At 66.6% G+C, this 13,537-nt stretch carries 13 protein-coding genes and 1 pseudogene; 6 read left to right on the forward strand and 8 right to left on the reverse strand.

Annotated features, from left to right (window positions below):
* Positions 1–2: 2 nt before the first annotated feature.
* From CWS35_RS16545 to CWS35_RS16560, 4 genes are all read right to left on the reverse strand, one after another.
* The gene (locus tag CWS35_RS16545) at positions 3–1,514 is read right to left on the reverse strand and encodes a hypothetical protein (RefSeq protein ID WP_245438998.1); all 1,512 of its coding nucleotides are present in this window, start codon (positions 1,512–1,514) and stop codon (positions 3–5) included.
* Positions 1,515–1,573: 59 nt separating this feature from the next.
* Entirely contained in the window at positions 1,574–2,434 is an 861-nt protein-coding gene (locus CWS35_RS16550; protein WP_100952555.1) for a sugar phosphate isomerase/epimerase, read from the reverse strand.
* A 3-nt stretch (positions 2,435–2,437) separates the two neighbouring features.
* A complete protein-coding gene (locus CWS35_RS16555) occupies positions 2,438–3,781 on the reverse strand; it encodes an MFS transporter (protein WP_024580727.1) in 1,344 nt (447 codons plus the stop codon).
* Positions 3,782–3,918: 137 nt separating this feature from the next.
* Positions 3,919–4,791 (reverse strand): phytanoyl-CoA dioxygenase family protein, encoded by an 873-nt coding sequence (locus CWS35_RS16560; protein WP_100952556.1) that lies wholly within the window; start codon positions 4,789–4,791, stop codon positions 3,919–3,921.
* A gap of 97 nt (positions 4,792–4,888) precedes the next feature.
* Between CWS35_RS16560 and CWS35_RS16565 the strand changes: the two genes are divergently transcribed.
* Positions 4,889–5,899 carry a LacI family DNA-binding transcriptional regulator gene (locus CWS35_RS16565; RefSeq protein ID WP_168226339.1) on the forward strand — a complete coding sequence of 337 codons (1,011 nt, stop codon included), beginning with the start codon at positions 4,889–4,891 and terminating at the stop codon, positions 5,897–5,899.
* A 29-nt stretch (positions 5,900–5,928) separates the two neighbouring features.
* Here CWS35_RS16565 and CWS35_RS16570 read toward each other — a convergent pair.
* Both CWS35_RS16570 and CWS35_RS16575 read right to left on the reverse strand, forming a co-directional pair.
* Positions 5,929–7,176 (reverse strand): annotated as a pseudogene (locus CWS35_RS16570) (SulP family inorganic anion transporter); the annotation flags it as partial.
* A gap of 105 nt (positions 7,177–7,281) precedes the next feature.
* Positions 7,282–8,181, reverse strand: coding sequence for a CHAD domain-containing protein (locus tag CWS35_RS16575; protein WP_245438999.1), 900 nt, complete (start codon positions 8,179–8,181; stop codon positions 7,282–7,284).
* 256 nt (positions 8,182–8,437) lie between these two features.
* Between CWS35_RS16575 and CWS35_RS16580 the strand changes: the two genes are divergently transcribed.
* The 3 genes from CWS35_RS16580 to CWS35_RS16590 all read left to right on the forward strand — a co-directional run bounded on the left by CWS35_RS16580 (position 8,438) and on the right by CWS35_RS16590 (position 10,706).
* Positions 8,438–8,872 carry a MarR family winged helix-turn-helix transcriptional regulator gene (locus CWS35_RS16580; RefSeq protein WP_024580732.1) on the forward strand — a complete coding sequence of 145 codons (435 nt, stop codon included), beginning with the start codon at positions 8,438–8,440 and terminating at the stop codon, positions 8,870–8,872.
* Between the two features lie 64 nt (positions 8,873–8,936).
* On the forward strand, positions 8,937–9,704 hold the full coding sequence (locus CWS35_RS16585; RefSeq protein WP_100952559.1) for an enoyl-CoA hydratase-related protein: 768 nt from the start codon (positions 8,937–8,939) through the stop codon (positions 9,702–9,704).
* A gap of 111 nt (positions 9,705–9,815) precedes the next feature.
* The gene (locus CWS35_RS16590) at positions 9,816–10,706 is read left to right on the forward strand and encodes an aldose 1-epimerase family protein (RefSeq protein ID WP_100952560.1); all 891 of its coding nucleotides are present in this window, start codon (positions 9,816–9,818) and stop codon (positions 10,704–10,706) included.
* A gap of 33 nt (positions 10,707–10,739) precedes the next feature.
* Here CWS35_RS16590 and CWS35_RS16595 read toward each other — a convergent pair whose 3' ends face one another.
* Positions 10,740–11,015: a hypothetical protein gene (locus tag CWS35_RS16595; RefSeq protein WP_244442184.1), complete on the reverse strand. Its 276-nt coding sequence runs from the start codon at positions 11,013–11,015 to the stop codon at positions 10,740–10,742.
* A gap of 104 nt (positions 11,016–11,119) precedes the next feature.
* A complete protein-coding gene (locus CWS35_RS16600; RefSeq protein ID WP_024580736.1) occupies positions 11,120–11,854 on the reverse strand; it encodes an SDR family NAD(P)-dependent oxidoreductase in 735 nt (244 codons plus the stop codon).
* A 196-nt stretch (positions 11,855–12,050) separates the two neighbouring features.
* On the opposite strand from CWS35_RS16600, the gene CWS35_RS16605 reads away from it, so the two are divergent.
* A complete protein-coding gene (locus tag CWS35_RS16605; protein ID WP_024580737.1) occupies positions 12,051–12,464 on the forward strand; it encodes a DUF3830 family protein in 414 nt (137 codons plus the stop codon).
* Between the two features lies 1 nt (position 12,465).
* Positions 12,466–13,404 carry an allantoinase PuuE gene (gene puuE, locus CWS35_RS16610; RefSeq protein WP_100952561.1) on the forward strand — a complete coding sequence of 313 codons (939 nt, stop codon included), beginning with the start codon at positions 12,466–12,468 and terminating at the stop codon, positions 13,402–13,404.
* Positions 13,405–13,537: the final 133 nt, after the last annotated feature.

Here is a 13,537-nt window from a genome sequence, read left to right on the forward strand (position 1 = left end):
CGTCACGGGCAATTGCTGTTGCCTGCATTGGCGATGGTCAGGAAGGTGATCGTCGCCGGTGCGAAGGCGATCGTCCCGGCAGCGGTGGCGTCTCCTATCAGTGCCGGAATCCGGTCGGAAGCGTCAAGGGCGAGCGTCTCGCCGTTGAGCCGAATGGTGCGGTCTCCAGGCGTTGTGCCCGCCAACGTGTAGCGTTGCGAGGCGACTGGCAGCGCCAGCTCGTGATTTTGTCGCCGATCATTGTTGATGACAAGCAAGGCTACCCCATCGGGCATGTCGCGCGCGCAGTGCGCATAGACATGGAAGCCGGATTGCTCGGGGACGCCGGCATCGAGCACGCTGGTTCCCATCAAGCGTCGCCACAGCAGCGCGGCCCAGTAGTTCGGTCGCGGCAAATGGGTTCGTTCGTCGAGCAGCCCATAATCGCTCGCAGCGAGCGTGTTGTGCATCACCACCTGGACGCCGGCCTTGGCGAGCCGCCCGAGTTGATCGAGGTAGCGGAACGTATCAGCGTAGGTTGCCGCCCAGCGGTTGCCGCCGCATGCGCTCTCTGCGGTCTCGGTCAGCCAGATCGGCTTGCCCGGCGCAAGCCGATCGCGCAGCGCCTGGTAGGCAGCGAGCGTCTTGCCGGTACGCGCCAGCCATTCGTCCGATAACGCCTGCTCCGCCGTGCGGTCGCCGCCGCAGCGGGCCGAAAGCGCGCCGTAGTGATGATAGGAGACCGCGTCGATACCCGCCGCCGACGTGGCGAAAAGTGCCTGAGCCGCGGCGCCGGTGCCGATCGTGCCTGGTCCGAGGATCGTGATGTCGGGCGCTGTCTGCTTCATGAATGCAACGAACGCGGCAAAGTCCCGGCCGTAGGCCGCGGCATCGTAGCCGTCCGGAGCGCCGCCGATCGCCGGCAGATCTGGCTCGTTCATGAATTCGGCTGCGGCGATCCGGCCGCCTGCCGATCGCGTGAAGGCGAGAAGATGTCGGGCCTGTTCGGGGCTCCATTGCCCGGACGGGTCTCGCGTGCCGGCGCTGATCGCAAAGGACGTAACGAGGGCCGCGTCGGCGGCGCGCGCAAAGTCGATGACGTCGCGCCATCGCTGCCGCGTCAGGACGCCCTTGAAGCCGTGCGGCGGTGCGACAGGAGGTGTTCCGGAATCCGCAAAGAACGTGCTGTTGGCCCAGGTGCCGCTCACGCGCAGATAGACGGGTCCGAGGGCCGCGGCGAGCGTGCGCAGCCTGTTGTCGCGCAAGTCGATCGGCGCCCGCACCGCGAACCGCTCTTCGGTTGCCGCGACCTCTGTATTGATGGCTGAGTACGGCGTCCAGAACTGTCCGCCCGTCACCTCGACCATCTCGATGTTGTAGGACTGGAAGCGTGGCTCGATTGTCGCGACGCGCGGCATGGCGGCAACGTCGAGCGCCAGTTCTGCCGCAACCGCCTTCGTGCCGACGAAGGCGGCGATCGCCGCGACGACGACGCAGGCAGGGCGTCGAGGCAGATATGCCCAGCGGTTGCGCACGGGTCCTCGCGGCGTTCCGAATTGTCGCTGCCGCAGGATGCCGCCGCGGCCTGCTCAAATCAACGCCGCAGCGGGCCTTGTGGTTCGCTCGCGATGCGCTCCCACAGCGTGCGGATCATGTCCTTCATGGCGAGCGCGTCCTGCCAGCGGTCGGACAATTCGCGGCCGTCGGGACCGGTGATGGCATAGGGCGGCGGGCCGAGCTCGCACAGGAAGGTCAGGGTCGCATCGGGCCCGGCGCGCTTGCGCCAGGAACGGATGCCGTAGTCCCACCAGTCCATGAACAACGACACCCAGCCAGCGTGCTGAGGAAAGCCGGACGAGATCTGCACCTGCTCGCGGCTCGCGATGCGGCCGTGGATGCCCCACGCGCGGTCGAGGATGCGATGGATCATCGCATGGTTGGCGTCGTCGACCGGCCAGGCGAATTCGCGGCCGACCAGATAATGCGAGAGATCGGCGGTCAGCCGGAGATCGGGAAAGCAGTCGAGCAAGTCGAGCATGAAGAACAGATCGGTCGTCATGCGGTCGCGATGGGTCTCGACATGTACGGCGACGCCGGCCTCCGTGCCGAGCCGCCGCCAGCCTTCGAGCAGGGGAATGCAATTCGCCAGCCGGCGCGGCCGGACGTCCGGTTGCAAATTGACGTGATCGGCGCCGAGCTTGGCGACCAGCTCGAGCACCGGTTTCAGGTCGTCGACGCCCTTCGGGTAGCACTGCGCCTGCCAGATCATGCCATGCGCGCGCAGGAAGCCCGTCACCTCGCGTGCGAAGGCCGGATCGATGAAGCGGACGCCGGCGCCGTCAAACCCGGCATCGCGGATCATCGCGAGCTGGGTTTGCAGCGGCCATTCGTCCTCGTCGGCCAGCCGCCGCTCCATCGCCCAGAGCGACTGCAACACACGCAGTTGCTGCGCCACCGATCAGGCCCGCGCCGGAATCGCCGCGGGCAGTTCGGCCTGATCGCTCGCATCGGCGGCGATGTTCTCCTGATAGGTCTCCGGCCCGATCCAGATCGCGATCACCGTGCAGGCCGACAGGAACATCGCGTAGCAGGCGACCGGCCACCAGGTGCCATAAGCCGCCACCAGCGCGGTGGCGACGAACGGCGCCGGGCCGCCCGACAGCAGCGAGCCGAGCTCACGCGCGAAGGCGAAGCCGGCGAAGCGGCGTTGCGGCGGGAATAGTTCGGCGAAATACGCCGCCTGCGGCCCGAACATCGCCGCCGTCACCACGGCGCGCGCCAGGATGAAGGCGAGCGCGATCATGATCCACTGCTTGGTACCAACCATCCAGAAGAAGGGGAAGGCGAGCGCCACGCCGGCCAGCGCGCCGAACATGTAGACCGGACGCCGTCCGATCCGGTCCGACAAGGCGGCGAAGCCGAGGATCGCAAACAGCTCGACGGTGAAGGCCAGCATCAGCGCGCTGAGCGCGTCCGCTTTCGGTACGCCGAGCGTGGTGATGACGTAGCTCAGGCCGAACACCGGGAAGAAATATCCGAGCCCGTTCTCGGCCATCCGGGCCCCGAGCACCACGAAGAAGTTGCGCGGGTGCTGGCGCAATGCCTCCATCGCCGGATTGCTCTCGACCTTGCCGCGCTTGACCACCGCCTCGGTGTAAACAGGCGTCTCGGTGATGCGCATGCGGACGAAGATGCCGACCACGATCAACAGGAAGCTCGCCAGGAAGGGCAGGCGCCAGCCCCAGCTCATCAAATCCTCGCGCGGCAGCATCGTCACCAGCGCGAAGGCGCCGGCGGCGAGCAGATTGCCGACGGAGACGCCGAGCGGCGCGAAGCCGCCCCAGAAACCGCGATGCTTGGGCGGTGCGTTCTCCACCAGATAGATCACCGCGCCGCCATATTCGGCGCCGGCGCCGAGGCCCTGGATGACGCGCATCGCGACCAGCAGGACCGGCGCCCAGACACCAATCTGCGCATAGGTCGGCAGGAAGCCGATCGCGGTGGTGCCGATGCCGATCATCAACAGCGTAGCGACCAGCACCGGCTTGCGGCCATAGCGATCGCCGAGGATGCCGAACAGCAGGCCGCCGAACGGCCGCACCACGAAGCCGACGCCGAAGGTCAGGAACGACAGCAACGTGCCGACCACCGGATCGCTCTTCGGAAAGAACAGTTCGCCGAATACCAGCGCCGCGGCGGTGCCGTAGAGGAAGAAGTCGTACCACTCGAGCGCGGAGCCGATGCTTGCGGCCAGGATCACACGCAGGCGCGCTTTCTTGGCGCCGTTTGCCATCTCGGTCATTCGTTTCCCCGTTGTCTTGTTTTTTATGGACGTCTTGTTTGAGCATGATCGTTTCGGAAAACCGGTACCCACTTTTCCGGATCATGCTCGAGAAAGCAGCAATGCCCGCGGCGTGGCCGCGGGCATTGTCGTCGTCTTCAGGCAGCGCGCGTGAAGTAGGATTTCTTCGCCGCCGACTGGGTCTCGTAGATTGATCCCTGCCGTTTGGCCGGCGGCAGCGGCATCCGCACCGGCACCTCGGTCAGCCGCGGCGTCACCACCGGCGGGCCCGCCAGCAGGCGGCTGTTGAATTCGTCGAAATCCTTGACGCCCACCAACGGCCAGGCGTCGCTCGCCGCCACTTCATAGAGCAGCAGGTTGCGCGGCCGGTTCGAGGTGTTGGTCGCCGAGCCGTGCAGCGCGCGCACGTGGTGGAACGACATGCTGCCGGCCTTGCCCATGCAGGGCACCGCGCGCTTGATGTCGTCCTGGATCTGGTCCGGATCGATCAGGCCGGCGAAGCAGCCGTCGTCGCCATGATGATCCCACATCGTGTCACCGGTGTGTGAACCCGGCGTCACCAGCATCGGGCCGTTCTCGATATCGCAATCGTCGAGCAGCACGCCGATCGCCAGGATGTCGTCATTGGTGTGCGGATAGAACGCCCAGTCCTGATGCCACTCGACCGGCGAGCCGTACTGCGCCGACTTCATGTTGAGCTTGGAGCCGTGCAGGCGAAGGCCGGGGCCGATCAGTCTGGTCAGGATCGAGATCACGGCCGGGCTGCGGACGATCTCGTCGAAGATCGGGTGCACCTTGTGCGGCGCCTTGATGCGGCGGACGCGCGGCTGTTCCGGCGTATGGCCCGGCTCGAGGTCGTAGACATCGGTGTGCTCGGTCACCGCGCCAGCGCCGGCCACCAACTCCGCGAGCACCGTGCGGACCTTGCCGAGGGTCTCCTGGTCGAGCACTTCGGGGACCACGATCACCCCATCGCGCTTGTAGGCTTGGGCCTGCTCGTCCGAAATCATGCCGTTTCTCCCATTTTGTTCTATGTTAGCGCTAACATGCCTCGATGCTAGCGCTAACATCGTGGCTTGGCAACCCGGAATCGTGCAGGCTGCGGCCATGAGCTCCGAACTGACCGACCCCGGGACCGGCCCGGCCGGTGCCGCGCCGACCCTTTCCGAGGTGGCCAAGCGCGCCGGCGTGTCCTCGATCACGGTGAGCCGGGTGGTACGGATGCCCGATCTGGTCGCCCCCGAGACCCGGGCGCGGGTCGAGCGTGCGATGCGCGACCTCGGCTATGTCCCGAACCTGGTGGCCGGGGCGCTGGCGAGCGCGCGGACCAATTCGGTCGGCGTGCTGGTGCCGACCATCGCCAATTCGATCTTCGCCGACACGGTGCAGGGCCTGTCCGACAAGCTCGAGCCGCTCGGCTTCTCGGTGATCCTGGCGCAGTCGCGCTATGACGCGGAGCGCGAGGATCGCATGCTGGCGGCGCTGCTGTCGCGGCGGCCGGAGGCGATCATCATGGTCGGCTCGCCGGCGACGGCGGAGGGCAGTCGGCTGCTGCGCAACGCGCGCATCCCGATCGTCGAGACCTGGGATCTGCCCGCAAACCCGATCGACGCGGTCGCGGGCTTCGACAATTACAAGGCCGGCACGGCTGTCGCGAAGCATCTCGCTGCGCAAGGACGCCGGCAACTCGCCTTCATCGGCGGCGACGATCCGCGCGGCACACGGCGCTGGCTCGGGTTCAGGGACGAGGCCATGGCACGCGGCCTTGCCGAGCCGCGAAGATTGATCCTCGAGCGCAACGCTTCGGGCAGCGTGGCGGCGCATGCGCGGTTGCCCGATGTCGACGCGGTGTTCGCCGCCAATGATGCGCATGCGATCGGCTTCATGGCGGGGCTGCGCAAGGCCGGCCTGCTGCGCGACGGGCCCGCGTCGACCCAGCCGGTTGCGGTGATCGGGCTCGGCGATCTCGAAATGGGCCAGCTGATCTCGCCGACGCTGAGCACCATCAGCGTGCATGGCGACGCCATCGGCCGCACCGCGGCGACCTTGACCTTGGAGCGCGGCGGCGAGCGCCGCGTCGATCTCGGCTTCGAACTGGTGCTGCGCGACAGCGGCTAGTTGGTGCTTCGTCGCTGCCAGCGGTCAAAGACCGCCAACAGCGCCGCGATCACGCATCCCGTGATGATGCCGGATGTCAGGTCCTCGAAGACCGTCAGGCCAAAGGTCGGGATCAGCACCGCGGCGCCGCGCCAGCGCGTGATCAGGTGCACGAACGCTTCCTTCTCCGCCATGTACCAGCACACCACGACGAGGACGCCGGCCAGCGCCGAGAGCGGAATGTAGCTCGCCAGCGGCGCGGCCAGCATCATGAACGACAGCAGGAACGCCGAATGCATCATGCCGGACAGCGGGCTGCGCGCGCCGGCCCGGATATTGGTCGCGGTGCGCGCGATCGTGCCGGTGACGCTGATGCCGCCGAACAGGGCGGAGGCGATGTTGGCGATGCCCTGCGCCACCAGCTCCATGTTGGAGCGGTGCTTGCGGCCGGTCATGCCGTCGGCGACCTTTGCCGAGAGCAGGCTCTCGACGCCGCCGAGCAGCGTGAAGGACAGCGATGCCGGCAGGACTTGCAGCAGCAGCGCCCAGGAGAATTGGGGCATGTGCGGCACCGGCAGGCCGCGCGGGATTTCGCCGAACCGGCTGCCGATGGTCTCGACCGGCAAGTGCAGCAGCAGCGCCGCGAACGATGCGATCACGATCGCGATCAGCATCGCGGGCCAGGCCGGCCGCCAGGCGCGCAACGCGAAGATCACGGCCGCCGAGCCGGCCCCGATCGCGAGCGCGGACCAGTTCAGGGTCGGCAGCGCATGGCCGAGCGCCGCGAGCTTCGGCACGAACGGTCCGGGTTCGGCGCCGGCCAGCGTCAGCCCGCCGAGATCATGCAACTGACTGGCGAGGATGGTGACCGCGATTCCGCAGGTGAAGCCGACGGTGACGGGGTGCGGGATGTAGCGGATCAGCGCGCCGAGCCCGGACGCGCCGATCAGCGTCAGCATCACCCCGGACACCAGCACGGTGAGCAGCAGGCCCTCGACGCCGAACTGCGCGGCGGTTGCGGCGACCAGGACGATGAAGGCGCCGGCCGGGCCGCCGATCTGAAAGCGGCTGCCGCCGAGCGCAGAGACCAGGAAGCCGCCGACGATCGCCGTGAACAGCCCGCGCTCCGGCGTCACGCCCGAGGCCACCGCGATCGCCATCGACAGCGGCAGCGCCACCACCGCGACCGTCAGTCCCGACATCACGTCGTGGCGGAATGCGCCGAGGCCATAGCCTTCGGTCAGCGTGGTCAGGAGCTTGGGACGATAGAGATGTGCGGTGGAGGAACCGTCAGGCATGGCGACAACCACAGGGAGGGAGATGAAGACAATGACGAGCGCGGGCGCCGTACGCGGCAGGCAAGCCCGCGATTGTTGGCGCGGGCGCGGGACGAGGCATTGCGGTCATTCGGCGATCTTCCGGTAGATGGCGGCGGCCTGGCGCAGCAGCCGGCTCTTGCGCTTGCGCTCATGCACGCGCTGGTGCTTGGCCTTGCGCTCGTGGGCGCGCTGCGCGAGTGCATCGGCACTCTCGAGCAACTCGCGACGGACCTCGTTGTCGTTCAGCTCGCCGAGCAGCTGCTGTCCCTTGCGCAGATGTCTGAGGACAGTGCGCCACGACGCATAGACATCGGCAGGCAGGCCACCTTCCGAGAACTCGATCGCGTAGCGCAGCCGCTTGCTGGCGAGCCGGACGCGATGGCGCTTGCTCTTGCCCATGCCTTGCAGCCCGCGGCTCTTCTGACACAGCTTGCCATGCCACCGCGCCAGCCGGCGCGCGTGAAACACCGCGACCGGCACGGCCCGCCGCTGCGCCGCGCGGCGGTTCTGCCGCGCGGTCCAGGGGCCGCTGCCGACCCAGTCCCACATGCCGTCGAACCATTGCCAGTAACGGTCGCTTTGCAACGCCTCCTTGAGCGCGTCGAACGCATCGGTGCGTGCGGCCTTCAGCATGCGTTCTTCGGGCAGGTCCTTGCTGTTCTCGATCGCGACGTCGAGATCGCGCGTTGCGCTGAGGTGGGCGCTCAGCCATTTCAGCTCGGATTTCAATCGCGTCCATTCGCTGTCCGCCACCATCGGGCCGTAGAAAGCGACCGCCGCCTTCAGCCGCGTCAGTCCGATACGGGTCTGGTGCAGCGCCACCGGATCGCCGGAGCTCAGGGCTTCGTGATTGGTCGCGACTTCCTCCAGGCATTCGGACAGGATCAGGCGAAATGCGGTCTCACAACGCATGGCCTGGCTGAGATGGCGTGGCCGCTTCGGGCGGACGACGCGTTCCCGGTCCGGACTTGCCCCTGACGTCATGACACTCCCGCGGCGCCGCCGGAGCCGCGACGCAACACCCCGGCTCCCGGGCGGGAAGAATTCCTGTTTGACCGCTGCCGATCAAGGGTTTTCTGCGTAGCCGCAATATGACGCTGCGGTGACGCGATCAAAATGTCGCAATCGACCCGGGCGACGGCGCCGACATGCGGTGCTTGCTCAGTCGGGACCGTCAAATTCGAGATATTTCGTATACGAAATATCTTGATATTTCGCATGCGAAATATATAACGACGGCATGAAAGCGGAACACCGGCTGATCTTCCTGCTGACCGTGGCCTATCGCCGGGTGCAGCGCGCCATCGAGCAGGAGACGGCCGCGCATGATCTGACGTCGGCCCAGGCCGGCGTGCTGTTCTTTCTCGGGCGCAATGACGGCGCGCTGATCGGCGACGTCTCGCAGGCGCTCGACATCGTGCCGTCGGCGATGACCGGGCTCGCCGACCGGATGGAACGTGCCGGCCTCGTCAAGCGCCGGCGTGACGGCGAGGATGGGCGCAGCCAGCGGCTTCATCTGACATCGGCGGGGCAGGAGCTCGGCAAGCGCGCCGCGACGCGGACCAGGGTGATCAACAACCGCCTGATGGACGGATTCTCGGAAGCGGAGATCGACGTGGTGTCGCGTTGGCTAGCCAGCCTGCAAGAGAAGTTTCCGAAAGACAAAGATGGTTAGGGCGTTTTCAAGCTAGGGTCGCGTCAGGAAAACGCGTCGGGCAAGAAGCAAGAGGAGTGAGAGCATGAGCGAAGTGGTCGTAGCGCTGGACGGTGGCGTCCTCACCGTGACGATGGCGCGTCCGGACAAGAAGAATGCGATTACCAATGCGATGTACGGCGCGATGGCCGACGCGCTCGAACGCGCCGAGAGCGACTCCGCGATCCGCGCCGTGCTGTTGCAAGGTGACGGCGACAGCTTCACCGCGGGCAACGATCTCGCCGATTTCGCCGCGGTGTCGCGCGGCGTGCAGGGCGAGCGTCATGTCGGCCGCTTCCTCGCCGGCCTCGCCAGGGCGCCGCGGCCGCTGGTCGCCGCCGTGCAGGGCAATGCGGTCGGCATCGGCACCACCATGCTGCTGCATTGCGACCTGGTCTACCTCGCACCGACCGCGCGGCTGATCACGCCGTTCGTCAATCTCGCGCTGGTGCCGGAGGCGGCATCGACCTATCTGCTGCCGCAGCGGATCGGCTATGCGCGGGCCTATGCGATGTTCGCGCTCGGCGAGCCGGTCGAGGCCGAGACGGCCGTTTCGATCGGTCTCGCCAACGCGGTGGTGCCGCTTGCGGATCTTCGTACCAAGGCCCGAGCCGCGGCGGATGCGCTGGCGAAGCGGCCGTTCGGCTCGCTCCAGCACACCAAGGCGTTGATGCGCGACCCTGTCAGGATCAGCGCGCAGATGGCGCGCGAGGGTGAAATCTTCCAGGAGCGATTGATGAGCGCCGAAGCGCGCGAGGCCTTTGCCGCCTTTGCCGAGCGCCGGCCGCCGGATTTCTCCAAGATCGCCGGGTAGGCTCCGGACTTGGGGCCGTCCCGCGTGGGCGGCCCCATCGCTTTGGGGTTGACGGCTTCGCCCGCATCGAACATCTCGTGTGGCAGTACAGCGAACCCGGCGAGGCGAGGCATGAGCGACAGTCACACGCTGCGCGGCGATGGAATCGCCGTGACCATCCAGGCCCAGGGCGCCGAATTGTCGTCGCTCAGGAATGCCGGGGGAAGGGAACTGCTATGGCAGGCCGGCCCGCAATGGCCACGCCATGCGCCGATCCTGTTCCCGATCGTCGGCCGGCTGAAGAACGACACGCTCCGTCACAACGGCAAGACCTATCCGATGACGCAGCACGGCTTCGCGCGCGACCGCCGCTTCGCCTGGATCGAGCAGGGGCCCCGGTCATGCAAGCTCGCGCTGTCAGACGATGCGGAAACCCGTGCGCGCTATCCCTTCGCGTTCAGGTTAGAGGTCACCTACGGCATCGATGGCCCCGATCTCGAGGTCGTCTTTGAGGTCATCAACACCGGCGCCGAGATGCTGCCGGCCGCGCTCGGCGGTCATCCCGCGTTCAATTGGCCGCTGGTGCCGGGGCTGCCGAAGGAAGCCTACACGCTGACCTTCGACAAGACTGAACCCGCGCCGATCCGGCGGTTGAAGGATGGATTGATGCGGCGGCAGCCTGAACCCAATCCGGTCGAGGGCAGAACGCTTGCGCTGACCGAGGAGCTGTTCGATGACGACGCGATGATCTTCGATCAGGTTGCAAGCACATCGATCCGCTTCGCGGCGACACTGGGCCCGGCAGCAGCCACACTGGGCCCGGAGATCGAAATTTCCTGGCGCGGCTTCCGCGAACTCGGCATCTGGTCGAAGGTCGGCGGCGCGCCATTCCTCTGCATCGAGCCGTGGCACGGTTTTGCCAGCCCGGCCGAGTTCGACGGCGAATTCGCCGACAAGCCCGGCGTGATGCACATCGTGCCGGGTGCCCGCCAATCTCTGAGCTATCGCATTCGCGTCGCCTGACGCCGTAGCTTGTCTTGCCGCGGCGGTCCGCGTTCAATGCGCGCCGCGCGTGCTGAGGACGCTGGTGATCCCGCTGACCGACGGCGGGTTCTCGTGCGCCCAGGATTCATGCGCCGCCAGGTCGCGGTAATGCTCCGCCATGCGCAGCAGCCGCTCGCGGATGCCCTGGTTCTGTTCGCCCTTGGCCTGGTCGGCCAATTGAGCCGCGCGTTCAAGCAGCGTTTTCGGATCGATCACGACAGGCTCCAAATCCGGTTTCGCCACAGCATGATCCGGAAAAGTGCGAAGCGGGTTTCCGAAGAAGATCATGCTCCAAGGCGGATAACTGCCGGAGCCAAGCACAGTTCCTGCCATGGTTTGATGACAGTGCCGCAGGGGAACAAGACGGACCCGTGGTATCGGCGCCGCTCGATCTAGTTGAACGCCATGCCGCCGCTCATCGCGATGGTCTGTCCGGTCATGTAGGGATTGTTGACCAGCAGCAGCACGGCCTGCGCGACCTCCTCGGCGGTGCCGAACCTGCCGATCGGAATTCGGCTGACCAGCCCGCTCTGTCCCTTCATCATGTCGGTCTCGATCAGCGACGGCGCGACCGCGTTGACGGTGATGCCTTCCTTGACGAGGCGCGCGGCATAGCCGCGGGTCATGCCTTCCATGGCTGCCTTGGAGGCGTTGTAGTGCGGGCCGATCGCGCCGGCGCCGCGCGCCGCGCCGGAAGAGATGTTGACGATGCGGCCCCACTTCCGGGTGCGCATCATCGGCAGCACTGCCTGTGTACAGAGAAACGCGGATTTGAGATTGACCGTGATGGTGCGGTCGAAATCCTCCTCGGTGAGGTCGTCGACGCCCTTGACGATGGCGATGCCGGCATTGTTGACGAGGATGTCGACCGGGCCGAGTTCGGACCTAGCGCGCTCGACCAGTCCGGCGACGGCCGCAGCCTCCGAGACGTCGGCGGCGATTGCGACCGCGCGGCCGCCGGCGGCAATGATGCCCTTCGTCAATGTCTCGGCCTCGGCCGACCGTTCGCGATAATTGACGGCGACGGCAGCGCCGGCTTCCGCCAGCATCTTGACGATCGCCGCACCGATGCCGCGCGACCCGCCGGTCACAATTGCGACATGTCCATGCAGGCTGTTGGCTGGCATCGAAGTCTCCTTCGCGTCTCCCCGCAGGTTGGCAAACCGACGGGCAGGGTGCAACGCAACCCTGCTCAAATCTGCGTTGCGATCGACGTCATTGCGGCAAAAACCGGCATTCCGGGCCGGAACAGGCCTTGCGTCCGGCGCTGGCCGGCGGCAATGGTTGGGGTATCACTCCTTCCAGCCTACCCACGAGAGTCCGATGAGCAAACTGATTGTCCGCGCCGGCGATTTCACCTTTGACGCCCGTTTCGAGGAGCAGCTTGCGCCGAAGACGGTCGCCGCGTTCCGCAAGGCGATGCCGTTCGAGAGCCAGGCGATTCATGTGCGCTGGAGCGGCGAGGGCGTCTGGATGCCGCTCGGCGATCTCGACTTTGGTGTCTCCTACGAGAACCACACCAGCTATCCGGCGCCGGGCCAGATCATCCTCTACCCCGGCGGCATCAGCGAGACCGAGATCCTGCTCGCCTATGGCGGCGTGCACTTCGCCAGCAAGATGGGCCAGCTCGCCGGCAATCATTTCATCACGCTGACCTCGGGGCTGGAGAACCTCACCACGTTCGGCAAGACCGTGTTGTGGAAGGGAGCACAGCAGATCCGCTTCGAGGAAGTCTGACGTGAGCGAGCCTCGCTATCCGCGCGACCTCCGCGGCTACGGGCGAAATCCTCCCGATCCGAAATGGCCCAACGCTGCCCGCGTCGCCGTGCAGTTCGTGGTCAATTTCGAGGAGGGCGGCGAGAACAACATCCTGCACGGCGATCGCGCCTCGGAGGCGTTTCTGTCCGACGTGCTGGGCGCGCAGCCCTGGGTCGGCCAACGCCACGCCAATATCGAGACGATGTTCGAATACGGCTCGCGCGCCGGGTTCTGGCGGCTGTGGCGGATCTTCACCGAGCGGAAACTGCCGACCACCGTATTCGGCGTCGCGATGGCGCTGAAGCGTAATCCGGATGTGGTCGCCGCGATGCAGGAGGCGGGCTGGGATATCGCGAGCCACAGCCTGCGCTGGGTCGAGCACAAGGACATGACGGAGGACGAGGAGCGCGCGGAGATCGCGCGCGCCATCGCCGTGCATACCGAGGCGACCGGCGCCGGGCCGCTCGGCTGGTACACCGGCCGCTCCTCGATCAACACGCTGCGGCTGCTGATGGAGGCCGGCGGCCTGCGCTATCTCTGCGATTCCTATGCCGACGATCTGCCGTACTGGATCAAGGCTGCCGGCACCGTGCCGCATCTCGTGATCCCCTATACGCTCGATGCCAACGACATGCGCTTCATCAACGCGCAAGGTTTCGGCGGCGGCGACGAGTTCTACACCTATCTGAAAGACAGTTTCGACGTGCTCTATGCCGAGGGCGCGACGTCACCGAAAATGATGTCGGTCGGCCTGCATTGCCGTGTCGTCGGCCGCCCCGGCCGTGCCGCCGCCCTGATGCGCTTCCTCGACTACATCGGGAAGCACGAGCACGTCTGGGTGCCGACGCGGCTTGCGATCGCCGAGCACTGGCACGCCAATCTCAGGCATCTCGCCGAGCAGGCGTTCGAGATCGGCTAGCGCGATCGTTGGCGACCCGTGGCCAGTTCGCCTCGCCTGCGGCAGGGCAAGCGCATATGGCAAAAGAAACTTCGTCGTCCCGGACAAGCGCAGCGAAGCGGAGCGCAGATCCGGGACCCATAACCTCAGGGCG

Origin of the sequence: Bradyrhizobium sp. SK17, from assembly GCF_002831585.1 — a bacterium.
Lineage (GTDB): Bacteria > Pseudomonadota > Alphaproteobacteria > Rhizobiales > Xanthobacteraceae > Bradyrhizobium.

Bases quoted from the DNA above. Each gene is read 5' to 3' on its own strand.
- CWS35_RS16555 (WP_024580727.1), bottom strand. From the start codon at position 3,781: ATGACCGAGATGGCAAACGGCGCCAAGAAAGCGCGCCTGCGTGTGATC.
- CWS35_RS16560 (WP_100952556.1), bottom strand. From the start codon at position 4,791: ATGATTTCGGACGAGCAGGCCCAAGCCTACAAGCGCGATGGGGTGATC.
- CWS35_RS16565 (WP_168226339.1), top strand. From the start codon at position 4,889: ATGAGCTCCGAACTGACCGACCCCGGGACCGGCCCGGCCGGTGCCGCG.
- CWS35_RS16575 (WP_245438999.1), bottom strand. From the start codon at position 8,181: ATGACGTCAGGGGCAAGTCCGGACCGGGAACGCGTCGTCCGCCCGAAG.
- CWS35_RS16580 (WP_024580732.1), top strand. From the start codon at position 8,438: ATGAAAGCGGAACACCGGCTGATCTTCCTGCTGACCGTGGCCTATCGC.
- CWS35_RS16585 (WP_100952559.1), top strand. From the start codon at position 8,937: ATGAGCGAAGTGGTCGTAGCGCTGGACGGTGGCGTCCTCACCGTGACG.
- CWS35_RS16590 (WP_100952560.1), top strand. From the start codon at position 9,816: ATGAGCGACAGTCACACGCTGCGCGGCGATGGAATCGCCGTGACCATC.
- CWS35_RS16595 (WP_244442184.1), bottom strand. From the start codon at position 11,015: ATGATCTTCTTCGGAAACCCGCTTCGCACTTTTCCGGATCATGCTGTG.
- CWS35_RS16600 (WP_024580736.1), bottom strand. From the start codon at position 11,854: ATGCCAGCCAACAGCCTGCATGGACATGTCGCAATTGTGACCGGCGGG.
- CWS35_RS16605 (WP_024580737.1), top strand. From the start codon at position 12,051: ATGAGCAAACTGATTGTCCGCGCCGGCGATTTCACCTTTGACGCCCGT.